The organism is Ottowia beijingensis, assembly GCF_013423955.1.
Classification (GTDB): Bacteria; Pseudomonadota; Gammaproteobacteria; order Burkholderiales; family Burkholderiaceae_C; genus Ottowia; species Ottowia beijingensis.
Genome location: NZ_JACCKX010000001.1, coordinates 1,961,854 through 1,984,214, shown reverse-complemented (window position 1 = coordinate 1,984,214; position 22,361 = coordinate 1,961,854). Strand labels below are relative to the sequence as shown.

Annotated in this window: 19 protein-coding genes and 6 pseudogenes; 4 read left to right on the top strand and 21 right to left on the bottom strand. The window is 69.3% G+C overall.

Annotated elements, in window-relative coordinates:
* Positions 1–269 precede the first annotated feature (269 nt).
* The 9 genes and pseudogenes from H0I39_RS10010 to mnmG form a co-directional block, all read right to left on the bottom strand.
* Positions 270–1,185, bottom strand: a pseudogene (locus tag H0I39_RS10010) (CsgG/HfaB family protein).
* A 221-nt stretch (positions 1,186–1,406) separates the two neighbouring features.
* A complete protein-coding gene (locus tag H0I39_RS10005; protein ID WP_180550386.1) occupies positions 1,407–3,998 on the bottom strand; it encodes a hypothetical protein in 2,592 nt (863 codons plus the stop codon).
* A 336-nt stretch (positions 3,999–4,334) separates the two neighbouring features.
* The gene (locus tag H0I39_RS10000; protein ID WP_180550385.1) at positions 4,335–5,087 is read right to left on the bottom strand and encodes a class I SAM-dependent methyltransferase; all 753 of its coding nucleotides are present in this window, start codon (positions 5,085–5,087) and stop codon (positions 4,335–4,337) included.
* A gap of 143 nt (positions 5,088–5,230) precedes the next feature.
* Positions 5,231–6,139, bottom strand: coding sequence for a ParB/RepB/Spo0J family partition protein (locus H0I39_RS09995; RefSeq protein WP_308645824.1), 909 nt, complete (start codon positions 6,137–6,139; stop codon positions 5,231–5,233).
* Positions 6,140–6,439: 300 nt separating this feature from the next.
* Entirely contained in the window at positions 6,440–7,000 is a 561-nt protein-coding gene (locus H0I39_RS09990) for an RBBP9/YdeN family alpha/beta hydrolase (RefSeq protein ID WP_308645823.1), read from the bottom strand.
* 64 nt (positions 7,001–7,064) lie between these two features.
* Positions 7,065–7,849, bottom strand: a pseudogene (locus tag H0I39_RS09985) (ParA family protein).
* Positions 7,846–8,459, bottom strand: a pseudogene (locus H0I39_RS09980) (LysE family transporter). The pseudogenes H0I39_RS09985 and H0I39_RS09980 overlap by 4 nt, the downstream one beginning before the upstream one ends.
* Positions 8,460–8,461: 2 nt before the next feature.
* Positions 8,462–9,114 (bottom strand): annotated as a pseudogene (rsmG, locus tag H0I39_RS09975) (16S rRNA (guanine(527)-N(7))-methyltransferase RsmG).
* A complete protein-coding gene (gene mnmG, locus H0I39_RS09970; protein ID WP_308645822.1) occupies positions 9,111–11,120 on the bottom strand; it encodes a tRNA uridine-5-carboxymethylaminomethyl(34) synthesis enzyme MnmG in 2,010 nt (669 codons plus the stop codon). The pseudogene rsmG and the gene mnmG overlap by 4 nt, the downstream one beginning before the upstream one ends.
* Positions 11,121–11,324: 204 nt before the next feature.
* On the opposite strand from mnmG, the pseudogene H0I39_RS09965 reads away from it, so the two are divergent.
* Positions 11,325–12,638, top strand: a pseudogene (locus H0I39_RS09965) (Glu/Leu/Phe/Val family dehydrogenase); the annotation flags it as partial.
* A 53-nt stretch (positions 12,639–12,691) separates the two neighbouring features.
* Here H0I39_RS09965 and H0I39_RS09960 read toward each other — a convergent pair.
* Entirely contained in the window at positions 12,692–12,874 is a 183-nt protein-coding gene (locus tag H0I39_RS09960) for a DUF1328 domain-containing protein (protein WP_180551764.1), read from the bottom strand.
* 215 nt (positions 12,875–13,089) lie between these two features.
* Between H0I39_RS09960 and H0I39_RS09955 the strand changes: the two genes are divergently transcribed.
* On the top strand, positions 13,090–13,413 hold the full coding sequence (locus H0I39_RS09955; RefSeq protein WP_180550382.1) for a YkgJ family cysteine cluster protein: 324 nt from the start codon (positions 13,090–13,092) through the stop codon (positions 13,411–13,413).
* Positions 13,414–13,545: 132 nt separating this feature from the next.
* Entirely contained in the window at positions 13,546–14,148 is a 603-nt protein-coding gene (gene gstA / locus H0I39_RS09950) for a glutathione transferase GstA (protein WP_180550381.1), read from the top strand.
* Between the two features lie 28 nt (positions 14,149–14,176).
* On the opposite strand, the gene H0I39_RS09945 is transcribed toward gstA, so the two are convergent.
* Together H0I39_RS09945 and H0I39_RS09940 are read right to left on the bottom strand one after the other, a co-directional pair.
* Positions 14,177–15,049: a transporter substrate-binding domain-containing protein gene (locus H0I39_RS09945; protein ID WP_180550380.1), complete on the bottom strand. Its 873-nt coding sequence runs from the start codon at positions 15,047–15,049 to the stop codon at positions 14,177–14,179.
* A gap of 188 nt (positions 15,050–15,237) precedes the next feature.
* Positions 15,238–16,452, bottom strand: a complete 1,215-nt coding sequence (locus H0I39_RS09940; RefSeq protein WP_180550379.1) for a YbfB/YjiJ family MFS transporter — start codon at positions 16,450–16,452, stop codon at positions 15,238–15,240.
* Positions 16,453–16,535: 83 nt separating this feature from the next.
* On the opposite strand from H0I39_RS09940, the pseudogene H0I39_RS09935 reads away from it, so the two are divergent.
* Positions 16,536–17,662, top strand: a pseudogene (locus H0I39_RS09935) (alkene reductase).
* A 258-nt stretch (positions 17,663–17,920) separates the two neighbouring features.
* Here H0I39_RS09935 and fghA read toward each other — a convergent pair.
* The 9 genes from fghA to H0I39_RS09895 form a co-directional block, all read right to left on the bottom strand.
* Complete coding sequence (gene fghA / locus H0I39_RS09930; RefSeq protein ID WP_180550378.1) at positions 17,921–18,760, bottom strand: S-formylglutathione hydrolase; 840 nt, start codon at positions 18,758–18,760, stop codon at positions 17,921–17,923.
* Between the two features lie 38 nt (positions 18,761–18,798).
* On the bottom strand, positions 18,799–19,089 hold the full coding sequence (locus tag H0I39_RS09925; RefSeq protein ID WP_257645736.1) for a type II toxin-antitoxin system RelE/ParE family toxin: 291 nt from the start codon (positions 19,087–19,089) through the stop codon (positions 18,799–18,801).
* A complete protein-coding gene (locus tag H0I39_RS09920) occupies positions 19,089–19,343 on the bottom strand; it encodes a type II toxin-antitoxin system ParD family antitoxin (protein ID WP_180550377.1) in 255 nt (84 codons plus the stop codon). The genes H0I39_RS09925 and H0I39_RS09920 overlap by 1 nt, the downstream gene beginning before the upstream one ends.
* 68 nt (positions 19,344–19,411) lie before the next feature.
* Positions 19,412–20,524: an S-(hydroxymethyl)glutathione dehydrogenase/class III alcohol dehydrogenase gene (locus H0I39_RS09915; protein ID WP_180550376.1), complete on the bottom strand. Its 1,113-nt coding sequence runs from the start codon at positions 20,522–20,524 to the stop codon at positions 19,412–19,414.
* A gap of 24 nt (positions 20,525–20,548) precedes the next feature.
* Positions 20,549–20,848 (bottom strand): metal-sensing transcriptional repressor, encoded by a 300-nt coding sequence (locus H0I39_RS09910; RefSeq protein WP_180550375.1) that lies wholly within the window; start codon positions 20,846–20,848, stop codon positions 20,549–20,551.
* A gap of 104 nt (positions 20,849–20,952) precedes the next feature.
* The gene (locus H0I39_RS09905) at positions 20,953–21,333 is read right to left on the bottom strand and encodes a hemerythrin domain-containing protein (protein WP_307776804.1); all 381 of its coding nucleotides are present in this window, start codon (positions 21,331–21,333) and stop codon (positions 20,953–20,955) included.
* The gene (locus tag H0I39_RS23250) at positions 21,234–21,536 is read right to left on the bottom strand and encodes a hemerythrin domain-containing protein (RefSeq protein WP_307776803.1); all 303 of its coding nucleotides are present in this window, start codon (positions 21,534–21,536) and stop codon (positions 21,234–21,236) included. The genes H0I39_RS09905 and H0I39_RS23250 overlap by 100 nt, the downstream gene beginning before the upstream one ends.
* Entirely contained in the window at positions 21,533–21,682 is a 150-nt protein-coding gene (locus tag H0I39_RS09900) for a hypothetical protein (RefSeq protein WP_180550374.1), read from the bottom strand. The genes H0I39_RS23250 and H0I39_RS09900 overlap by 4 nt, the downstream gene beginning before the upstream one ends.
* Positions 21,683–21,694: 12 nt before the next feature.
* Entirely contained in the window at positions 21,695–22,312 is a 618-nt protein-coding gene (locus H0I39_RS09895; protein ID WP_257645735.1) for an OmpA family protein, read from the bottom strand.
* Between the last annotated feature and the right edge of the window lie 49 nt (positions 22,313–22,361).

Sequence of the window (22,361 nt, the reverse complement as noted above, 5' to 3'; positions counted from 1 at the left end):
CGGCGGCGGCTGGGCCGGATCGGGCTCGGGGCGCGGCGGTTCGATCGACTGGCAGGCGGCCAGACAGGCGCAGCAAAGCAGTGCGGCAAGGGTGCGGGCGGCGATGGGGCGGTTCATGGCATCGGGGTGGCGGTCGGACGACACCGATGCTATGACGGTTTCATGACCACGGCATGGCGCGCCTTGCCGCCCGATGCGGAACGGCCCATGCAAAAAAACGGCCGCTGACGCGGCCGTGATGGCAGTGGAATCGCCCGCGCGCTAGGCGATCAGCGGCGGCGCTGGGTGCGGCGCGTGGGTGCGGCCTTGCGCGGCGCGTTCTCGGGCGTGTAGGTCTGCGACGGGGCGGCGCCACCGTCCACCCCCAGGCGGCCACCGCCGCCCAGGCCCTGGCCCTGCACGCTTTGCGCGCGGTAGTTGCGCACCGAGCGCACCATCTGGTTGTAGGCGTCCATGAAGGCGGCCGCGATCACCTTGCCCTGCGGCGTGTTCTGGTAGCCGCCCAGCGAGCCCCGGCGCTGCTGCCGAACAGCTGGCCCATGCCACCGAAGTCGGTCTTGGAGGCACTGCCCTGCGAGGCGCCGACCTGCACGCCCGAGCGGTTGTCCACCAGGGTCAGCATGGCGGCGGCTTCGCGCGTCTTGGTGCCGGCCGAAAGCCCGCCCAGCACCGAGCCGGCGCGCCCGCCGATGATGCCGCCGAGCGCACCGCCCAGGCCACCGGTGTTGCCTTCGCTGAAGACGATCTCGGGCGACAGGCCGTAGTCCGAGGCCACCATCTGGCCGCCACCGAAGTTGCTGCCACCGCGCATCTGGCCGGATTGCATCAGCTCGCGCTCGCGGCTCATGGCGCGCATGCCGGCGGCGCCGCGCTCGACCACGACGAAGCAGTTGGACTGCTGCACCATCAGGCGCAGCAGGTTGGCGGTGGGGGCAGCCGGTATTCATCGCGCAGGATGGTGTACCAGCCGGCGTTCTGGTTCTCGACCAGCGACACGGTGCCCAGGGGCGAGGCGCATTTCTCAAGCTGCGAGTTCTCGCCGCTGCTGGTGGCGCCGCCGGCGCCGCCGGTGGCCACGGTGTCGGCGCCGCTGCCGCTGCCCATCTTCAGGTTGGTGGTTTCACAGCCGGCCAGCAGCATGGCCGCGCCTGCGGCGGCCAGGACGGCCAGTTTCTTCTTCGACATTGCTTCTACTCCTGGGTATGCCTTCTGCGACGAAGGCCAGACAAAAAAGGCCGCAGGATCGTGCCACGAAGCGGGGCTATGCCTACCAGCCATCGGTAGGGTGCCCGCGCCTCGCCTCCTCACTCCAATGGGCCGTGCCAAGCGGGCGATGATAAACCCAAGGTGTTACTTGATCTGTCCTACGCTGGGAGTATGCGGGCAGCCACGGCCGGTTTGCCGGGTCAAGCATGAAAAACGGCTGCAGCGCCCGTCAACAGGGCGCCAAAAGCTATCATCAAGATAGCATGTTTGCCGTCAGTTCGGCGCCACGCCCAGCGCGCGCACGGTGTCGACGTCGAGGTAGCCATGCACCGGCAGGCCGCGCGCCTGCTGGTAGCGCGCCACGGCGGCCAGCGTGGGGCCGCCAGCACGCCGTTGACGGCGCCGGGATCGAAGCCCACCGACTGCAGCGCGCGCTGCACCTCGCGGATCTTGTCGGGGTGCGTGTTGGTCTCGCACATGACTTCGCGCTTTTCCTCGCGCGGCTCGGCCACCTTGACCTGCCAGGTCAGGGTTTCGTACTGCGCCGGCACGTCGACCCAGCGCGTGCTGGCGGGCTGGTCGATGACCTGGCGCGTCTCGGTGCGGTAGACGGCGGGCACCACCTCCTCGCGCACGCCGGCTTCGCGCGTGACGATCTGGCGCGACAGCGGCTGCACCAGCTCGGGCACGGGCACCTGGCGCAGGCTGGCGGGCTGGTCGAGCTCGTAGCGGGTGATGGCCTGCACCTCGGGCGGCACCGGCACGGCGCGCGTGGTTTCGGCGCGGACCAGCACCTGCGTGGGCACCGTCTTGTAGGTGGCGGGCACCACCACGGTTTCGGTGCGGGCGGGCTCGACCATCACGCGGCGCTTGGTGGTGCGGTAGGCGGCGGGCACGTCGACCACGCGCACGGCAGCGGGCTGCTCGGGCACGTAGCGGTTGACGTTGCGGTATTCGGCCGGCACGCGCACTTCGCGCACCCAGGCGTCGCGCCCCAGGGCCAGGTACGAGCGGTCGATCTGCACGCCGGGCTGGTGGGCGATGGCTTCGGCACGCACCAGGCGCTCGCCGCTGGGGGTGGCGATCAGCTCGCCGCTGGGGTCGAACTTGTAGCCCAGCGCGCGGGCACGGTCGAAGTCGACCTCCTGGCGGTACACGCTGTGGTAGACGGCGGGCACCGGCACCACGCGCTGGGTGCCTTCGCGCACCACCACCTGCTTGGTGACGTTCTTGTACTCGGCCGGCACGGCGATGTCGCTGGTGGTGGCGGGGGCCTTGAGCACCTTGCGCTGCACCGTCTGGTACTGCGCCGGCACCTCGACCAGGCACCACACGTCGTCTTCCAGCTGGCGGTTGTCGGCCGGCGTGGCGCCCATGTCGATCACGCCGCGCGAGGCGCCACCCGTGGCCGCCGGCACCAGGCTGCGGCCGGCCACGTTGTAGCCCTTGAACTGGCCCGTCGGGTCGACCACGAAGGCGCGCAGCGGCACCACCTCGATGGCCTGGCCCACCCAGGCGCGGCCGCGGCGCCATTCGCGGTAGGGCTCGCTGATCTTGACCTGCTCGGTGACGATTTCGTAGGCGGCCGGCACCTCCATCTTGCGCACGGTGGCCGGGCGCACCTCCACGGGCTCGACCACCGTCTGCAGCACCGGCGGCACGGCCTCGATGCGGGTGGTGGCCTCGGCGCGCAGGCGGCGCTCGGGCACCTGCTTCATGGGCAGGCGCACCGGCACGTAGCGCACCACCTCGGGGCGCACCAGCACGCGCTCAACCTCGGTGCGGTAGCGCGGCTCGGCCACCTCGGTGCGGGTGGTGTCGGGGCTGACCATCACCGTCTCTTCGACTTCCTTGTAGACGGCGGGCACCACGCGCTGGATGGTGTGCTCGGGCACGTCCACCACGCGCGTCATCTCGGTCCTGTAGACGGGCGGCACCACTTCGACATGCTGTGTCGCCTCGCGCGTCACCATCTGCTCGGTGCTGGCCTTGAAGGTGGGCGGCACCGGCTCGTCGCGCACGCCGGCGGGGCGCACCACCACGTTCTCGGTCACGGTCCTCAGCTCGGCCGGCACGGCGACCTGGCGGCGCGTCTCGGGCTGCACCAGCACCTGCTCGGTCACGGTCTTGTAGGTGGCGGGCACCACCTCTTCACGGCGCGTGGCGGGGGCGATCAGCACCTGCTCGCTGCGCGTTTCGAAGCGCGCCGGCTGCAGGATGTTGGCAAAGCACTGGTTGGGCAGGGGCTGCGGCGGCGCGACGACCTGCTCGGCCACCGTGGGCAGCGGCGGCACCGGGCGCGGCAGGTTGCCGGAGAAGCCGTTGTCGCACTGCGCCATGGTGGCGCGCACCGGCTGGCCGGCGGCGTTGCTGTACAGGTTGAGCGGCATGTCGGGGCTGAACGGCACCCACTTGCCCACCAGCTCGGGCGTGATGTCGGGCCGGCCCTTGACGTGGCGGATGCCCAGGTCGCAGGCGCCGCGGGCGTAGTCGGCGGCGCTGTAGCGCAGGCCGGCGGCCTGGGCGGTGGCGCTGGACAGCTCGCTCAGCCGGATGGTGCGCACGCTGGCCTCGCCCGCCTTGCGGGCCGGCTTGCGGTCGGTGACGGGGCGGTAGAAGCGCGCCGTGCCGGCCTGCACGGCGGCATCGCATTCGGCGGCGCTGTCGTAGCCGACGTTGCCGTGCTGGTCGGTGACCATGCCGGCCTGGGCGGCGCCGGCCAGGACCAGGCTGCCACCGAGCAGCATCGCCTGCCGGATGGATGGTTTGGCGTTCTTCTGAGACGACTTCATGGTGCACTTCCTCGCGCGGACTGGCGGGCACCACGCCCGGCAGGGCGTGGGCATACAGCGTCAAATGGTAACCGCAGGTGACCGGAAAAAGGCCGATACGGCACGCACTTGCGCGCCAAACGCAACACGGAGGATGAAATATGTCGCGTGAAATGCCCGCACTGATGACACACGCGGGCTGGCGGACGCGGCCGGGCAGCCACCGGGTGCCGCCACGCAGGCTGCACCGTGGTCGTGGCGCAGGCCACTTTCATGGCACCTGTCACTTCATTATTGATAGCTGTCCGCGCTTGATGGACGGCGCCTGGAGGCCAGAATGGCTTGCAATGGCAGGCGTCAGTGCGCTGCCGCGCCGTGCCCCAGCACGTCGATGCGCGCCGGCGGCAGGTTGGCCAGCACGCGCTCGCGGGCCTGGCCGACCAGGCCCGCGCCCTGCCACAGCGAGGGCCCGCGCATGGCGTAGGTGAACTGCAGCAGGCGCCCGCCCGGCGCCAGCGCCTGCGCGCCCGCCTGCAGGATGCGCTGGCGCACCGGCAGCGGGATCGACAGCAAGGGCAGCCCGGACACGATGCATTGCACCGGCAGCGGCGCGCCGTCGGCGCCGCGGCAGGGCCAGTCGGCGCCGGCGGCCAGCCGGGCCAGCTCGGCCGCGTCGCCGTGCACCACGTGGATGTGCGGAAAGCGCCGCCGCAGGTGCGCCGCCAGCGCGGCCGACTGCTCGATCACCACCAGCCGCTCGGGCGCCACGCCGCGCGCCAGCAGCGCTGCAGTGATGACGCCGGTGCCCCCGCCCAGCTCGACCACCACGCCGGGCGCGGCCGCATCGACCCAGGCCGCCATGCGCGCCGCCAGCCGGGGCGAGCTGGCGCAGATGGCGCCCACGGTGCCCGGCTGGGTCACCAGCTCGCGCAGGAACAGGGATTGCGGCGAGCGGGCCACGGCGTGGTCCACGGCGCGGCGCACGCGCGCCACGCTGGCACGCGCCGCGCGCACCGCCAGCGGCGGCCCGCCGTTGCGCCGCGCAGCCAGGGCCGTGCGCAGGCGCGCATCACCGTTGCGGAACGCGGAACGGGGCGTGGGCAGGGGCATGGGGAATGGCGGTGGGTGGCGGGGAATGCGCGGGCAAATCCGTGCGAAGGGCGCAGCTTACAACGGCGGACGGCCCTGCACCACAGGCGCTGGCCGCAAATCTGTCACAGGAGGTGCGGGCACGCTGCCCTGCCCGCCCGCGTTCATGCGCCGCGCAGCCGCTCGATCAGGCCGTTCAGCTCGTCCAGCGAGCCGAAGGCGATGGCCAGCTCGCCCGCCTGCTCCAGCCGGCCGCCGCGCTTGGTCTTCTTCTTCACCCGCACCTCGACCTGCGCCAGCAGCAGGTCGGACAGCTCTTCCTCCACCCGGCGCACGTCGCCCGACTTGTCGGCGCCCGCGGCGGGCTTGCGGGGCGAGGTGAGGTTGAACTCGGCGTTCAGCTTGCGCACCAGCGATTCGGCCTCGCGCACCGACATCTTCTTCGCGCTGACCTGGTTGGCCGCGGTGATCTGCGCCGCGCCCTGCAGCGCCAGCAGCGCGCGGGCGTGGCCCATGTCAATGTCGCCGGCCATCAGCATGGTCTGCACCGGCTCGGTCAGCTGCAGCAGGCGCAGCAGGTTGCTGGCGGCGCTGCGGCTCTTGCCCACGGCCTGCGCGGCCTGCTCGTGCGTCAGGCCGAAATCCACCGTCAGGCGGCGGATGCCCTGCGCCTCCTCCAGCGGGTTCAGGTCCTCGCGCTGGATGTTCTCGATCAGCGCCATGGCGGCGGCGGCCTCGTCGGGCACGTCGCGCACCAGCACCGGCACCTCGGTCAGGCCCGCCAGGCGCGCCGCGCGAAAGCGCCGCTCGCCAGCAATGATCTCGTAATGCGCTTCCAAATCAGGAGCTGTCAGCGCTTGCCCCGTGGGCGTTGGCGGCCGATTTGACCCCAAACGCCGCACCAGGATCGGCTGCATGATGCCCTGCGACTTGATGCTCTCGGCCAGCTCGTACAGCGCGCCCTCGTCCATGCGCGTGCGGGGCTGGTACTGGCCGGGCGCCAGCTCGTGCAGCGCCAGCATCATCGGCGTGCCGGCAGGCGTGGCGGGTGCGCTGCCTTCGGCAGTGCCCACGGACAGCGACGGCCCCAGCAGCGCGTCGAGGCCGCGGCCGAGGCCCTTGGGTTTTTGGTGACCATGCAAATGTCCTATAGAGAGCGCAGCGCCCGCTGGCGCCTGCGCCGCACAAGCCGAAGGACTATACCGAAGGCGATCAGCCCCAGTACCGCCGCCAGCGCGAACGGCCCAACGGCAACCGCCGGACCGCCAACGCCTCAGGCGATGAACGCCACCGGGTGGCGCGTGGGTGATCGCGCCGCCAACGGTGGTGCAGATCGCCGCGCACGATGAAGGTCAGGTGCGACAGGCCGCGGATCACGCCGCGTCTTCCGCTGGCACCAGGGAAAGCAGCAGCACATGCCCTTCTTCCCAATCGCCCAAGCCCGAATCGGCATTGATGTGGCCCTTCGGCCCCAGGCTGACGAAATCCGCGCCCCAGTCGGCCGCCAGGCGGCTGGCGCCCTCCAGGCTGCCGAAGGGGTCGTCGCTGCTGGCCACCAGGATGCTGCGGAACGGCAGGCGCTGGCGCGCCACGGGGGCCCAGCCAGGGATCTGCTGGCGGTTGTCGTAGCGTTCGATGTCGGGCGGCGCCACCAGCAGGGCGCCGGCCACGCGGTCGGTGTGGCGCGAATGCGCGGCCCACCAGGCGGTGAGGATGCAGCCCAGGCTGTGCGCGGCCACCAGCACCGGGCGCCGCTGGGCCAGGATCACCTCTTCCAGCCGTGCCGTCCAGTCGCCGCGCAGCGGGCGCAGCCAGTCGTGCTGCTCCACGCGCTGGTAACCGTGGCGCGTCTCCCAGCGGCTCTGCCAGTGGCCCGGGCCGCTGCCCTGCCAGCCGGGCAGCACGAGGACGATGGAAGGAGCGACCTGGATCACTACTGTTTATATAGCTGGTTGCGCTTGATGGGCGGGCGCTGAAGGCCGATTTGGCTTAAAGAATTCATCCACGCAGACCGCGTTCCACCATCTCGCTGGCGAAGGCGACGAAGGCCTTGCTGCCCTTGGCCGAGGGTCGAACACCACGCCGGGCAAGCCGTAGCTGGGCGCCTCAGCCAGGCGCACGTTGCGCGGGATGATGGTGTCGAACACCTTGTCGCCGTAGTGCGCCTTGAGCTGCTCGCTGACCTGCTGCTGCAGCGTGATGCGCGGGTCGAACATCACGCGCAGCAGGCCGATCAGGCGCAGGTCGCGGTTCAGGTTGGCGTGCACCTGCTTGATGGTGTTGGTGAGGTCGGCCAGGCCTTCGAGCGCGAAGTATTCGCACTGCATGGGCACGATCACGCCCTGCGCGGCGCACAGGCCGTTCAGCGTGAGCATGCTCAAGGACGGCGGGCAGTCGATCAGCACGAAGTCGTAGTCTGCGCTCACTGCGGCCAGGGCATCCTTCAGCCGGCGCTCGCGGCGCTCCTCGCCCACCAGTTCCACCTCGGCCCCGGCCAGCTCGCGGTTGGCGCCCAGCACGGCGTAGCCGGCGCCGGCTTCCTTCAGCTTGTCGGGCACGGTGGCGGCCTCGGCCACGCTGGCGGATTCGAGCAGCACGTCGTACACCGACAGCGCCATCGCCCGCTTGTCCACGCCCGAGCCCATGGTGGCATTGCCCTGCGGGTCCAGGTCGACCAGCAGCACGCGCTGGCCGATCCTGGCCAGGCCGGCGGCCAGGTTGACCGTGGTGGTGGTCTTGCCGACGCCGCCTTTCTGGTTGGCGATACAGAAGATTTTCATCATTTTTGAATCGCCAGTTTCAGACCAAAGGCGAGCAGCATGGAACCGGCGATTCTATTCAACCACGCCGACGCGCGCGGGTTGGCGCGCAGGCGCTCGGCGGCGAAATGCGTGATCAAGGTGAGGCTGGCGCAATAGCCGAAGGTCAGCACCGCGATGGTGGCCGCCATGACCCCAAAGGTCAGCAGCCCCTGGTGCCGCGCCGGATCGACGAAGAGCGGGAAGAAGGCCATGTAGAACACGATGGCCTTGGGATTGAGCAGCGTGATCAGAAGAGACTGCCTGAAGTAATGGTGCGGCTGGATATCGAGCACCGGCGCACCCCCGGTCTGGCGCGCAGCATCTGAAAGCCCAGCCACGCCAGATAGGCTGCGCCGGCGTACTGCACCGCCGCGAACACCGCCGGGTTGGCCTTGAGCAGCGCCGCCACCCCGGCCACGGCCAGCCACATCAGCACCTGATCGCCCGCGATGATGCCGAAGGTGGCCGCCAACCCACCCCGGATGCGCCCCTTGCCGGTAGAAGTGATGACCGCGAAGTTGCCCGGCCCCGGAATGGCCAGGAACACGATGACGGCCGCAACAAAGGCCCCATAGTCCTGGATGCCGAACATGCTTATACGTACTCCTTTGGGCGCAGCCACAGCAGGCAGCGCTCGGCGTCCAACCCCGGCACCTCCAGTTGTTCCACGTGAAACACTTCCACGTCAGCCGGCAGGGCGGCCAGTTCGTCGTCGGGGTGCTTGCCCTTCATCGCCATCCAGACGCCCCGCTGGCCCAACGCCTGGCGCGACCAGGCGGTGAAATCGCCCAGCGAGGCAAACGCGCGCGAGGCAATCACGTCGTAGGGACCAGTCAGCGCTTCGACCCGCGCGTGAATGCCGCGCAGGTTCTGCAAGGCCAATGCGCCGGCCACCTGCTGGATGAAGGCAGCCTTCTTGCCCACGGTGTCGACGCAATCGACCTGGGCTTCCGGGCAGCAGATGGCGATGACCGCACCCGGCAGACCACCGCCGGCGCCGACATCCAGCAGGTGGATCGCCCCGCCCCGGTGTGTCGGTGCAGCGGCGCGATGACGGAGAGGCTGTCCAGCAGATGGTGCGTCAGCATTTCGTCCGGATCGCGGACGGCCGTCAGGTTGTAGACCTTGTTCCATTTGGCCAGCAGGTCGAGGTAGGCCAGCAGCTTCTGCTGTTGCTCTGCCGACAGCGCCAGCCCCAACACCTGCAGGCCCGCTGCCAGACGACTGGCCTGGGGGTGGTGGCTCATGCCGCTTCGGCAGCGCGCGGAGAGGCGGCGCCGTCGAAACCCTTGAACCCACCCTTCTTCAGGTGGACCAGCAGCAGGGAAATGGCGGCCGGTGTCACGCCGCTGATGCGGCCGGCCTGGCCGAGCGTGGCGGGCCGCTGCGCCTGCAACTTCTGCCGCACTTCGATGGACAGCGCGCCAATCTGCAGGTAGTCCAGCTCAGGCGGCAGGCGCAGGCTTTCGTAATAGGCAGCGCGCTCCACTTCGTCGCGCTGGCGATCGATGTAGCCGCTGTACTTGGCGGCAATCTCCACCTGCTCGATCACCGGATCGGTCAGGTCGCCCAGTGTTTCAGGTGAAACGTCGGTGCCGGCATGCTTGCCGCCGTCCAGGCTGATGAGGCTGGCGTAGCTCACCTCCGGGCGGCGCAGCAGGTCGAACAGGTTGTGCTCGTGCTCGATGGCCTTGCCCAGCACCCGCTCGGACTCGGCCGCCGGCAGGTTGCGCGGGTTGACCCAGGTGGACTTGAGGCGCTGTGTTTCACGTGAAACAGCATCGCGCTTGCGGCTGAACGCGTCCCAGCGCGCATCGTCCACCAAGCCGAGCGCGCGGCCGGTTTCCGTCAGGCGCATGTCGGCGTTGTCTTCACGCAGTTGCAGGCGGAACTCGGCGCGGCTGGTGAACATGCGGTACGGCTCGGTCACGCCCTTGGTGATCAGGTCGTCGACCAGCACGCCCAAATAGGCCTCGTCGCGGCGCGGCAACCACGCGCCGCCAAAGTCGTCGGCCCGGCCATCGAGCTGGCGGCATTGCAGCGCGGCGTTGATGCCGGCGAACAGGCCTTGCGCCGCCGCCTCCTCGTAGCCGGTGGTGCCATTGATCTGGCCGGCGAAGAACAGGCCCTGCACGTCGCGTGTCTCGAAACTGCTTTTCAGCGCGCGCGGGTCGAAGTAGTCGTACTCGATGGCGTAGCCGGGGCGCAGGATGTGGGCGTTCTCCAGCCCCTTCATGCTGCGCACCAGTTCCAGCTGGATGTCGAACGGCAGGCTGGTGGAGATGCCGTTGGGGTACACCTCGTGCGTATCCAGCCCTTCCGGCTCCAGGAAGATCTGGTGGCTTTCCTTGTCGGCGAACCGGTTGATCTTGTCTTCCACGCTCGGGCAGTAGCGCGGCCCCACGCCCTCGATCTTGCCGGTGAACATGGGGCTGCGGTCGAAGCCTGAGCGGATGATGTCGTGCGTGCGCGCGTTGGTGTGCGTGATCCAGCACGGCAGTTGGCGCGGGTGCATGTCGGCGCGGCCGATGAAGCTGAACACCGGCATGCGCGGGTTCTGCCCGCCCGGCATGCCGTCGCCGGGTTGTTCCTCGCAGGCCGCGAAGTCGATGCTGCGCCCGTCCAGCCGCGGCGGCGTGCCGGTCTTCAGGCGCCCCTGCGGCAGCTTCAGCTCTTTCAGCCGCGCCGAGAGCGATACCGCTGGCGGGTCGCCCGCGCGGCCCGCCTGGTAGTTGTCGAGCCCGACGTGGATGCGCCCGTCCAGAAAGGTGCCGGCCGTCAGCACCACCGTGCGGCCGCGGAAGGCGATGCCCACCTGCGTGACGGCGCCGACCACGCGCCCGCCCTCCAGCAGCAGGTCGTCCACCGCCTGCTGGAACAGCCACAGGTTCGGCTGGTTCTCCAGCCGGCGGCGGATGGCGGCCTTGTACAGCACGCGGTCGGCCTGCGCCCGGGTGGCGCGCACCGCCGGGCCCTTGCTGCTGTTGAGGATGCGGAACTGGATGCCCGCCTCGTCGGTGGCCAGCGCCATGGCGCCGCCCAGGGCATCGACCTCCTTCACCAGGTGGCCCTTGCCGATGCCGCCGATGCTGGGGTTGCAGCTCATCGCGCCCAGGGTTTCGATGTTGTGCGTCAGCAGCAGCGTCTGCGCGCCCATGCGCGCGGCGGCCAGCGCCGCCTCGGTGCCGGCGTGGCCGCCACCGACGACGATGACCTCGAAATGCTGCGGATGGGTGTAGGTGGGTGAAGGCACGCTGGTTCGCTTGCGAAAGCCTGCCATTCTAAGGCTGAATCAGCCTTCTGTCAGCGCCCATACTGCGCGAGCAGCTATATTTTTAATAGCTACCACCCAGTCGTGGGCATGCCCTGGCCTGCCGGAGCCCGGTGCTATGCTGCACCGTCAGGGTGCGCGGCCCCTTGCCTGCCGCGCGCCGACGCTTCCACGACAAGGAGACCCATGCCCCGCACCCCATCCAAGAGCGGCGCGCCCGCCGCCAGCGCCCACGCCCTGCCCTCGTACCTCGACCCGAACCACCTCGGCCCCTGGGGCATCTACCTTCAGCAGGTGGACCGCGTCACGCCCTACCTGGGCCCGCTGGCGCGCTGGGTCGAGACGCTCAAGCGCCCCAAGCGCGCGCTGATCGTCGATGTGCCGATCGAGTTGGACAACGGCACCGTCGCCCACTTCGAAGGCTACCGCGTGCAGCACAACACCAGCCGCGGTCCGGCCAAGGGCGGCGTGCGCTTTCACCAGGACGTGACGCTGTCCGAGGTGATGGCGCTGGCCGCGTGGATGTCGATCAAGAACGCCGCCGTCAACGTGCCCTACGGCGGCGGCAAGGGCGGCATCCGGGTCGACCCGCGCCAGCTGTCGATGAAGGAACTGGAGCGCCTGACCCGGCGCTACACCTCCGAGATCGGCATCATCATCGGCCCGACCAAAGACATCCCCGCGCCCGACGTCAACACCAACGAGAAGGTGATGGCCTGGATGATGGACACCTACTCGATGAACATCGGCGAGACCGCCACCGGCGTCGTCACCGGCAAGCCCGTCGACGTGGGCGGCTCGCTGGGCCGGCGCGAGGCCACCGGGCGCGGCGTGTTCACCATCGCCTGCGAAGCGGCGGCGCAGATCGGCCTGAGCATCGAGGGCGCGCGCGTGGCCGTGCAGGGCTTCGGCAACGTGGGCGGCACCGCCGGCAAGCTGTTCGCCGAGGCCGGCGCGCTGGTGGTCGCCGTGCAGGACCACACCGGCGCCATCGCCAACGACAAGGGCCTGAACGTGCCCAAGCTGCTCGAGCACGTGGCCAAGACCGGCGGCGTGGCCGGCTTCAAGGGCGGCGAGCCGATCAAGCCCGCCGAGTTCTGGGGCACCAAGTGCGACATCATGATCCCCGCCGCGCTGGAAGGCCAGGTCACGAAAGACAACGCCGGCAAGATCAAGGCCCGCATGCTGATCGAGGGCGCCAACGGCCCGACGACGCCCGAGGCCGACGACATCCTGAACGACAAGGGCGTGCTGGTGGTGCCCGACGTGATCGCCAATGCCGGCGGCGTGACGGTGAGCTACTTCGAGTGGGTGCAGGACTTCTCCAGCTTCTTCTGGAGCGAGGACGAGATCAACGCGCGCCTGGTCAAGATCATGAAGGATGCCTTTGCCGGCGTGTGGCACACGGCGCAACAGCACCAGGTGAGCCTGCGCACCGCCACCTTCATCGTCGCCTGCACGCGCATCCTGCATGCGCGCGACCTGCGCGGGCTGTACCCTGAAAGCAGGAAAGCCGCCCTCGGGCGGCTTTCCTGGCTTGACGGGCAGCGCCCTTACAAGTTCTTGCTGACCGCCTTGCCGCCCATCAGCGCCAGCACCAGCATCACGGCGGCGACGATGAGGAACAGCACGAACAGGATCTTGGCAATGCCCGCGGCCCCCGCGGCCACGCCGCCAAAGCCCAGCACACCCGCCACCAGCGCGATCACGGCAAAAATAATGGCCCATTTCAGCATGTCTATCTCCTTCTCGAAAGTGGTCTGTCTGAATGCAGTGCCAGCGGTCAAAGCCTTCGGCCGTTTTGGTCAGTCGCCCTGGGGGCCGTCACTGCATGGCTTCATGGTCGCCCCGGTCGCGGCCAGCCGCCGTCATCCACACCGGCACAAGCGCGTAGGACAGCGCAACCCCGCTGCGGCGGCCATCCGCTCGCTCGCTATGATTATGAAAGCATATGACGCTTGACCCACCTGCGCTGCAGCCCGATCCGGCACCTGACCAGGCGCTGGCCTGCCGCCCCGGCTGCGGTGCCTGCTGCATCGCCCCGTCGATCAGCTCCGCCATTCCCGGCATGCCGCACGGCAAGCCGGCCGGCGTGCACTGCGTGCAGCTGGACGACGCCCTGCGCTGCCGCGTTTTCGGCCAGCCCGGTCGCCCGGCGGTGTGCCGCCAGTTGCGGCCGGCGCTGGAGATGTGCGGCCCCGTGGCCGACAACGGCGTGCACGCCATGCGCTACCTGGCGCAGCTGGAGCGCGCCACCCGCACCCGCCCCGCCTGAGCCGCCTGCAAGGTTGCTCGGCTTTTGATATGCTGATCGGCGCGGCAACAGATGCTATTCTTTAGATAGCTGTTCGCGCAATCAGGACGGGCGCTGGAGCCCGATTCGACCCATAAAACAAAGGATGCATCCATGAAGCTCTACTACTCTGCCGGCGCCTGCTCGCTGTCGCCCCACATCGCGCTCGAGGAAGCCGGCCTGCCCTACGAAGCCATCTCTGCCCCCACCAAGACCAAGCAGCTGCCCGACGGCAGCGACTTCCGCCAGGTCAACCCGCTCGGCTACGTGCCCTATCTGGTGCTCGACGATGGCACCGGCCTGAGCGAAGGTCCGGCCATCGTCCAGTACATCGCCGACCAGGCGCCGGCCAAGCTCGCCCCCGCCAACGGCACCCTGGCACGCTACCAGCTGCAAAGCCTGCTCAACTTCATCGGCACCGAGCTGCACAAGAACTTCGGCCCGCTGTTCGACCCCGGCATGCCGGCCGAGGCCAAGGAGCGCTTCAAGGCCAAGCTGGCCGACCGCCTGCAGCACGTGGACGGCCTGCTGGCCGGCAAGACCTGGCTGATGGGCGACGACTTCACCGTGGCCGACGGCTACCTGTTCACCGTCACCAACTGGGCCCAGCCGATGCAGATCGACCTGTCGCCCTACCAGAACCTCACGGCCTACCGCCAGCGCGTGGCCGCCCGCCCGGCGGTGCAGGCGGCGATGAAGGCCGAAGGCCTGATCTGATCGACCGGGCCTGAGCGCCCGCGCGCCGTCAGAACACCGGCGGCGCCGGCTGCTTGTTGGGGTTGCGCCAGGCGTCCAGCGTCATGTGGTCCACCTTCAGGCCCGCGGCCTCCGCCAGCTGCCTGGCTTGCGGGCCGCTCACCACCTTGGCCAGCGCGCGGTCCACCGCGTCGACAAACGCCGCATCGCCCTTGCGCATCACCAGCGCATAGGGCTCCACCGTCAGCTGGTCGCGCCGCAGGGCGATCTCTGCGTCGCGCGGGATCAGCAGTTCGTCGGCCACCAGCGTGTCGATGGCGCCGCCCTTGAGCAGCTTGGCGCCCTCGTCGTAGCTGGCGAAGGGCTTCACCGGGCCCAGCGCCAGCGTGCTGGCCTTCTTGGCGGCGTACACCTGCATCAGCGTCTGCGCCGTAGAGCCCTGCAGCACGCCCGTGCGGCCGAACTCGCGCGCCGACGCGAATTTGGCGTCCTGCTTGCGGTGCGCCGCCACCACCCGCGACACGAAGAAGGTGTTGGAGAAATCCACCGCCTTGGCGCGCTCCGCCGTGTTGGCCGTGCTGCCGCAGTGCAGGTCGATCCGGCCCTGCTTGAGCAGATCGAACGATTCACCCAGCGTCACCGGCTCGAACTTCACCGCGATCGGCGTCTTCAGCTCGGCCGACAGCTGCTGCACGATGGCCTGGCACAGCGCCCAGCTGAAGCCGGCCGGCTTGCCCGCGGCATCGATGTACGAAAAGGGCGCGGCGTTCTTGCGCACGCCCAGCGTGATGGTCTTGCTGGCGCTCAGCTTGGCCAGCGTGTCGGCCAGCGCGGGCGACTGCGCGAAGGCCGGCAGCAGGGCCAGCGAAGCCGCCGCGATCAGCGTGCGGCGGGCAAGGGAATGGGCGTTCATCATGCGCATGGGAGTCTTTCGGGTGAAGTGCCGACCGCCCTGTCCGCGACAGCCAGCCGGCGGGCGCGATTCTGGCGCCGGGCCGCGCCGGCGTGCGCCTGCAGTTGCCGAAATCAACCACTTGTGTGCACTTGTCCCCAGCCGGCGCCACAGCGGCGCGACAAACATCACACACCCATGCAGTGTGCGGGCGGGGTTCAGGCCAGCGGCTTCTGGCGCCAGGCCAGCCATGCGCCCAACCACAGCGCCGCGGCCGAATACACCAGCCCGCGCGCCAGCCCGCCCGGGCCGTCGGCCACCCAGCCAACCACCGTGGGCCCCACGATCTGCCCGAAGGCGAACAGGATGGTGAAGGCGCTGATGCCGGCCGCCCACTGCGCCTGCGGCAGGTTGTGGCGCACGAAAGCGGTGGTCGACGCCACCACCGACAGGAACACCGCCCCGAACAGCAGCCCCGACGCCAGCACCACCGGCCACGCGCCGGTGAGCGCCGGCAGGATGGTGGCCACGCCCAGCAGCGCGTTCAGCAGCGCCAGCGCGCCGCCGCCCTGGGCGCGCTGCAGCAGGCCGGCCCAGATGCGCGCCGACGCCACCACCGCCAGCCCCAGCAGCGTGTAGAACAGCGTGATGGCCCCGGCGCCCACGCCCTGCTCGCGCAGCAGGGCGATCACGAAGGTCATGTAGCCGATGTAGCCCACACCGAACAGCGTGTAGCCCGCCAGCGCCGGCAGCATGCGGCGCCAGGGCAGCGGATCAGGCATAAAATCGGGCTTTTGCGCAGTACTGGCCTGCGTTGACAGCTCTTCTTTATGTAGCAATCTGGCCGGCCACACCAGCACCGCCGTGGCCACCAGGCAGGCCAGCGCCAGCCCCCACCAGGCCCAGGTCCAGCCGTGCGGCACGCCTTGCGCCGCCTGCAGCAGCGCCGGCACGCCCAGCGCCGACACCGCGATGCCCCAGCCCGTGCCGCCGTAGTACAACCCCAGCAGCAGCCCGGCGTGCGCCGGCAGGCGCGCGCCCAGCCGCGCCGCCAGCAGCCCGCCGGCCACGAACACGAAGGCGCTGGCCACGCCCGCCAGCAGGCGCTGCAGCAGCAGCGGGTTGGCCGCGGTGAAGAAGCCCGACGCCGCCATGAACAGGCTGGCCAGCAGCGCCCCGCCCAGCAGCACCGCCGCCGCGCCAAAGCGCCGCATCAGCCACGGCGTGGCCAGCGCGCCCAGCAGGTAGCCGGCGGCGTTGGCGGTGTTCATGCCGCCGGCCAGCGTGTAGCTCCAGGCCAGGTCGTCGCGCATCACCGGCAGCAGCAGCCCATAGGCGAAGCGCGTGATGCCCAGCGACACCGCCGCGCCCAGCGACAGCGCCAGGGCAATAAGCACCAGCCGGCGCAGGCGGGGTGTTTCGGGCGTGGACATGCGCACATTGTGTGCGACACCGGGCGCCTGCGGCACGCCCCGCGCTTGGCGCAAAATCACGGGCGTCAACGCAAGGATCGACCATGCCCAGCCCACTGTTTTCACCCACCCGCGCCGGCGCCATTGACCTGGCCACGCGCATCGTCATGGCCCCGCTCACGCGCAACCGCGCGCCCGGCGCCACCCCACGCCGCTGATGGCCGAGTACTACGCCCAGCGCGCCAACCCCGACACCGGCGCCGGCCTCATCATCAGCGAGGCCACCGCCATCAGCCCCCAGGGCCAGGGCTATGCCGACGTGCCCGGCCTGTACGGCACCGAGCAGCTCGACGGCTGGAAGAAGGTGACCCAGGCCGTGCACGCGCAGGGCGGCAAGATCGTCTGCCAGCTGTGGCACGTGGGCCGCGTGTCGCACCACATCCTGCAGCCCGGCAACGCCGATCCGGTGGCGCCCTCGGCCATCCGCGCCGAGGCCAAGACCTACGTCTTCAACGAACAGGGCCAGGGCCACTTCACGCCGGTCAGCGCGCCGCGCGCCCTGCACCGGCACGAGATCCCGCAGATCGTGCACGACTGCGCCGCCGCCGCGCGCAACGCCGTCAAGTCGGCCGGCTTCGACGGCGTCGAGATCCACGGCGCCAACGGCTACCTGCTGGACCAGTTCCTGAAGACCGGCGCCAACCAGCGCACCGACGACTACGGCGGCAAGATCGAGAACCGTGCCCGCCTGATGCTGGAAGTGACCCGCGCCGTGATCGATGCCGTGGGCCACGACCGCGTGGGCATCCGACTATCGCCCGTCACGCCCGCCAACGGCATCGACGACGCCGAGCCGCAGCCGCTGTTCGATTACCTCATCCGCCAGCTCGCGCCGCTCGGCCTGGCCTACATCCACGTCATCGAAGGCGCCACCGGCGGCCCGCGCGAGGTGCCCGGGCGCCCGTTCGACTATGCCGCCATGAAGGCCGCCTACCGCCAGGCCGGCGGCCGCGGCGCGTGGATGGTGAACAACGGCTACGACCCGGTGCTGGCCGAAGACGCTGTCGCCTCCGGCCGCGCCGATCTGGTGGCCTTCGGCAAGGCCTTCATCAGCATGCCCGACCTGGCCGCCCGCATCCGCCACGGCGGGCCTTACCAGGGGCTGGACAAGGCCACCATGTACGGCGGTGGCGCCCAGGGCTACACCGACTACCCGACGCTGGGCGGCTGAGGCCGCGTCCTTCAGGGCCGCCTACAACCAAAGTGGGGTGGCCCTGGCCCAATGGCTGATGGTGCACAGCACGTGACTGCGCTCCAATGGGCCTCGTTGCTCTGGGGAGGCACCATGACCACACAACAAGCGCTCGCCATCGTTTTCGCCAGTCTGCTCATCGTGGGCGTGCTGTACGCCGGCCTGGCGCCACCCCACGGCCCACCCGCGGCATCCCCGCCGCGCCGACGACCGCGCCCGCCGTGGAACCCCTCGGTATCAGCGCTCCGGGCGCAGTGCCCGCGCGTGGTGCGCCAGGTGATCGGCCATGAAGCTGGCGATGAAGTAGTAGCTGTGGTCGTAGCCGGGCTGCATGCGCAGCGTCAGCGGGTGGCCGGCCTTGTCGCACGCGGCCTGCAGCAGCTCGGGCCTGAGGTGCTCGGCCAGAAACTCGTCGGCATCGCCCTGATCGACCAGCAGCGGCAGGCGCTCGGTGGCACCGGCAATCAGCGCCACGGTGTCGTGCTGCTTCCACGCCGCCGGGTCGTCGCCCCGATACGCCTTCAGCGCCTTCTGCCCCCACGGCACCTGCGACGGCGCCACGATGGGGCTGAACGCGCTCACGCTTTTGTACTTGCCGGGATGGCGCAGCGCCAGCGTCAGCGCGCCGTGGCCGCCCATGCTGTGGCCGAAGATGCCGCGCGCGGCGCTGGCCGGAAAGTGCTGCTCGATCAGCGCCGGCAGCTCCTGCACCACGTAATCCTCCATGCGGAAGTGCGGTGCCCACGGCGCCTGCGTGGCGTTCAGGTAGAAGCCCGCGCCCTGACCCAGGTCGTAGGCGTCGTCGTTGGCCACGCCTTCGCCCCGCGGGCTGGTGTCGGGCGCGACGAGGATTAGGTTGTGCTCGGCCGCGAACTGCTGCGCGCCGGCCTTGGTGATGAAGTTCTGCTCGGTGCAGGTCAGGCCCGAGAGCCAGTACAGCACCGGGCACTGCTCGCCCTTCAAGGCGGCAGGCGGCAGGTAGACACCGACCTTCATGTCGGTGCCCGTGCTGGTGCTGGCGTGCTGCCAGACTTCCTGGCGGCCGCCGAAGCTGGCGTGGTGTTCGGTGCGTTGCATGGTGGACTCCTGTAGAGGGATCGGTTCAGGGCGGGGTCTCATCCGCTGCGAACTGCGCTGGCAAATCGCGCGCGCCATGCAGAATGCGCACGACGACGATCTCGCTGGCCGATGCGATAAAAAACCATGTAGCGGCCGTGCGCACAAGAGCGGATGCCTTCGCCCAATTCGGGACGCAGCCGGTAGCCGGTCGGGTTGCGCTTGATGCGTTCGCATTGTTGGCGCAACTCCCGCACGAAGCTGGCGGCCCGGCGTGGGTTGTCGGTGGCGATGTAGTCGGCGATCGACACCAGATCCTGCTCCGCCAGCGGCGTGAAGCCGAGGCGCATCAGCGCGCCCGGTCGGCGAATCTGGTCTCGGCGCGCGCGAAAACCTCCTCCGCAGGCCGCGGAGCGCCACTGGCCAAACCGGCGGCGATCTCGGCCCGCAGCGCGTCCAATTCCAGTTGCCGGCGCTGCTCGCTTTCTTCGAGCAGGCGCAAGCCGGCACGCACGACTTCGCTGACGTTGTTGAATCTGCCGCTCTGCACTTGCTCGCGGGCGAAAACCTCGAAATGACTGCCAAGCGCAACGCTGGTGGGCATGGGATTTCTCCTATCTGTTGTTAATAGATATTAAATCCGAGGCAGGAGCAGATCAAGCACGGGGGCATTCAAGCGTAGTGCACCACGCTCCGGATCGACTTGCCCTCGTGCATCAGGTCGAACGCGGTGTTGATCTCCGTCAGCGGCATGGTGTGCGTGACGAAGGGCGCCAGCTGAATCCGCCCCGCCATCGCATCGTCCACCATGCCCGGCAACTCGCTGCGCCCCTTCACGCCGCCAAACGCCGTGCCCATCCACTTGCGGCCGGTGACGAGCTGGAACGGCCGGGTCGAAATCTCCTGCCCCGCGCCGGCCACGCCGATGATCACGCTCTGGCCCCAGCCGCGGTGCGCGCATTCGAGCGCGGCGCGCATCACCTGCACGTTCCCGATGCACTCGAAGCTGTGGTCGACGCCCCAGGTGGTCATCTCCACGATCACCTGCTGGATCGGCTTTTCGTGGTCTTTCGGGTTCACGCAGTCGGTGGCGCCGAAGGTGCGTGCCAGGTCGAACTTGCCCGGGTTGGTGTCGATGGCGATGATGCGGCCCGCACTGGCCAGCTTGGCACCCTGGATCACCGCCAGGCCGATGCCGCCCAGGCCGAACACGGCCACGCTGTCGCCCGGCTGCACCTTGGCGGTGTTCTTCACCGCGCCCAGGCCCGTGGTCACGCCACAGCCCAGCAGGCAGACCTGTTCGGGGTTGGCATCGGGGTTCACCTTGGCCAGCGACACCTCGGCCACCACGGTGTATTCGCTGAAGGTGGAACAGCCCATGTAGTGGTAGATGGGCTGGCCGTTGTATGAAAAGCGCGTGGTGCCGTCGGGCATCACGCCCTTGCCCTGCGTGGCGCGCACCGAGACGCACAGGTTGGTCTTGCCGCTCTTGCAGAACAGGCATTCGCCGCATTCGGCGGTGTAGAGCGGGATCACGTGGTCGCCTGGCTTCACGCTGGTCACGCCCTCGCCACACTCCACCACGATGCCCGCGCCCTCGTGGCCCAGCACAGCGGGGAAGATGCCCTCGGGGTCGTCACCGCTCAGCGTGAAGGCGTCGGTGTGGCAGACGCCGGTGTGGGTGATCTTGATGAGGACTTCGCCCTTCTTCGGCGGGGCGACGTCGATCTCGACGATCTCAAGCGGTTGGCCAGCGGCAAAGGCAACGGCGGCGCGGGATTTCATGGGCGTGTCTCCTGGTGAACGGGTTTACTTGAGGTACGAGCGCACGAGCGACGAAATCTCGTCGATGGCCTCGTGCGTGCGCGCATGGGCGGGGTCTTGCAATGCTTCGATGCTGCAGTCGGCGTGGCCGAAGGATTCGCGCAGGTGGCCCTCCAGCACGTCGGCCATCAGACCGTTGACGGCGCCGCGCATGGCGGCCAACTGCTGCAGCACGGGGCCGCAGTCGGCGCCGTCGGCAATGCTGCGCTCCAGCGCCTCGGCCTGGCCGCGGATGCGGCGCAGGCGCGTGATGGCGCGCTTCTTGTCGTCGGGTGAATGGGGCATGGCAGGTACTCACGGCCAGTCTACGGGATACTGGGGTGCAGTACAAACGCCGGGCGGCAAAAGGCCGCGCGGTGGCGGCCTTTTCAGGTTCAGGGCAGGGGCCGTCAGCCGCCGCCCAGTCCGATGGGCGCGGGCGCGTTCATCACGATGCGGGTGAACAGCGCCTCGTAGGCCGGGTCGGGCTTGTACTTGCCGGTCAGTGGGTCGCAGTTCTTCTCGAACTCGGCGTCCAGCAGTGCCCAGTCAGCCTCGGTCAGGTGCTTCTCGGCGGCGGGCAGCACTTCCTGCTCTTCCAGCTGCATGTGCGCCAGGTACAGATTGACGTAGCGGGTGAACCCGTCCACGAAGGCCTGGCGGCGCGATTCGCCCATGTATTCCCACGCCATCAGCAGGTGCTGGATATCGCGCACGGCCTTCTCGGTGTACTCGTGGTCGCGGTCGAGCCGGGCAATGGCCACGCCCACCTCGGGCGCGGCGGCAGCCACGCGGGGAACAGCAGTTCCGTCTCCTTCGGGTGGTGCAGGCGCTCGGGAAACTCGTCGATGTAGAACAGCATGGCACGCAGCACGTCGAAGAAGTTCTTCGGGTCGTCGCCGGGCCCGCGGTCCACCAGCATCCGCATGGACTGCAGCATGGCGGCAAGCGACGAATGCTCGTCGCGGATGATCTCCAGACTCCGGTGTTTCAAATCAGTCTCCTCTCCGCTTGGCGGGCGTGAAATGCGAGCATGCCACAACTGCCCGCGCAGGCGCGAACGCTGGCCATCCAACCCGGTTCGAAGTTGATGCGCATCAAGCAATCACGGTCGGTTTCCGCGCCGACCGCATCAGCCATGGACGCCTCCCGTCAGGCCTTGACCAGCTCCACCCGCCGGTTGCGCGCACGGCCCTCGTCGGAGCTGTTGTCGGCCACCGGCTGGGTGTCGCCGAAGCCCTGCGCCGTCAGCCGAGCGGCTTCGATGCCTTGGCCGTTGAGGGCCGACACCACGGCCCGGGCGCGGCCTTCGGAGAGCGCCTGGTTGTGCGCGGCGTCGCCCCGGTTGTCGGTGTGACCGTTCACCGACAGGCGCAGCGCCGGGTCGTCCTTCAGCAACTGCAGCACCTGATCGATCTGCGGCTGCGAACTGGGCAGGATGGAGGTCTTGTCGGTATCGAAGTTGACGGCGATGGTGACCTTGCCGGCGCTGTCGAGCTGCTTTTTCAGCTCGCCGGCGGGCAGCAACTGGGCGCTGGGCTGGAAGGCCTTTTCCTGCCCAAGGGTCATCCACCCCTGTTCGTTGTTCTGCCCGAAGTGCACCCAGATGTTGCCGTCGTCGCGGCGCACCACATAGGTAGTGACGGGACGGTTCCACACATCACCCAGTCCGTCGATGAAGCCCTGGGTGATCTCGTCACCCCAGCTGTTGGCGGTTTCGGCCGGGAGCTTGCCCTCGCTCACCTTCACGCCGCCAAGTTGCTGCACCATGCTCTCCACGTTCTTGGCTACTTCCGGCGGTGAATACTGCGCCCCTGGC

Excerpts from the sequence above, each read along its gene's own strand:
- fghA (WP_180550378.1), bottom strand. The coding sequence starts at position 18,760 with ATGCAACGCACCGAACACCACGCCAGCTTCGGCGGCCGCCAGGAAGTC.
- H0I39_RS09900 (WP_180550374.1), bottom strand. The coding sequence starts at position 21,682 with ATGGCTGATGCGGTCGGCGCGGAAACCGACCGTGATTGCTTGATGCGC.
- H0I39_RS09955 (WP_180550382.1), top strand. The coding sequence starts at position 13,090 with ATGACGCTTGACCCACCTGCGCTGCAGCCCGATCCGGCACCTGACCAG.
- H0I39_RS09925 (WP_257645736.1), bottom strand. The coding sequence starts at position 19,089 with ATGCGCCTCGGCTTCACGCCGCTGGCGGAGCAGGATCTGGTGTCGATC.
- H0I39_RS09895 (WP_257645735.1), bottom strand. The coding sequence starts at position 22,312 with ATGGTGCAGCAACTTGGCGGCGTGAAGGTGAGCGAGGGCAAGCTCCCG.
- H0I39_RS09940 (WP_180550379.1), bottom strand. The coding sequence starts at position 16,452 with ATGTCCACGCCCGAAACACCCCGCCTGCGCCGGCTGGTGCTTATTGCC.
- H0I39_RS09915 (WP_180550376.1), bottom strand. The coding sequence starts at position 20,524 with ATGAAATCCCGCGCCGCCGTTGCCTTTGCCGCTGGCCAACCGCTTGAG.
- H0I39_RS10005 (WP_180550386.1), bottom strand. The coding sequence starts at position 3,998 with ATGAAGTCGTCTCAGAAGAACGCCAAACCATCCATCCGGCAGGCGATG.
- H0I39_RS09945 (WP_180550380.1), bottom strand. The coding sequence starts at position 15,049 with ATGCGCATGATGAACGCCCATTCCCTTGCCCGCCGCACGCTGATCGCG.
- H0I39_RS09920 (WP_180550377.1), bottom strand. The coding sequence starts at position 19,343 with ATGCCCACCAGCGTTGCGCTTGGCAGTCATTTCGAGGTTTTCGCCCGC.
- H0I39_RS09910 (WP_180550375.1), bottom strand. The coding sequence starts at position 20,848 with ATGCCCCATTCACCCGACGACAAGAAGCGCGCCATCACGCGCCTGCGC.
- H0I39_RS09960 (WP_180551764.1), bottom strand. The coding sequence starts at position 12,874 with ATGCTGAAATGGGCCATTATTTTTGCCGTGATCGCGCTGGTGGCGGGT.
- H0I39_RS10000 (WP_180550385.1), bottom strand. The coding sequence starts at position 5,087 with ATGCCCCTGCCCACGCCCCGTTCCGCGTTCCGCAACGGTGATGCGCGC.
- gstA (WP_180550381.1), top strand. The coding sequence starts at position 13,546 with ATGAAGCTCTACTACTCTGCCGGCGCCTGCTCGCTGTCGCCCCACATC.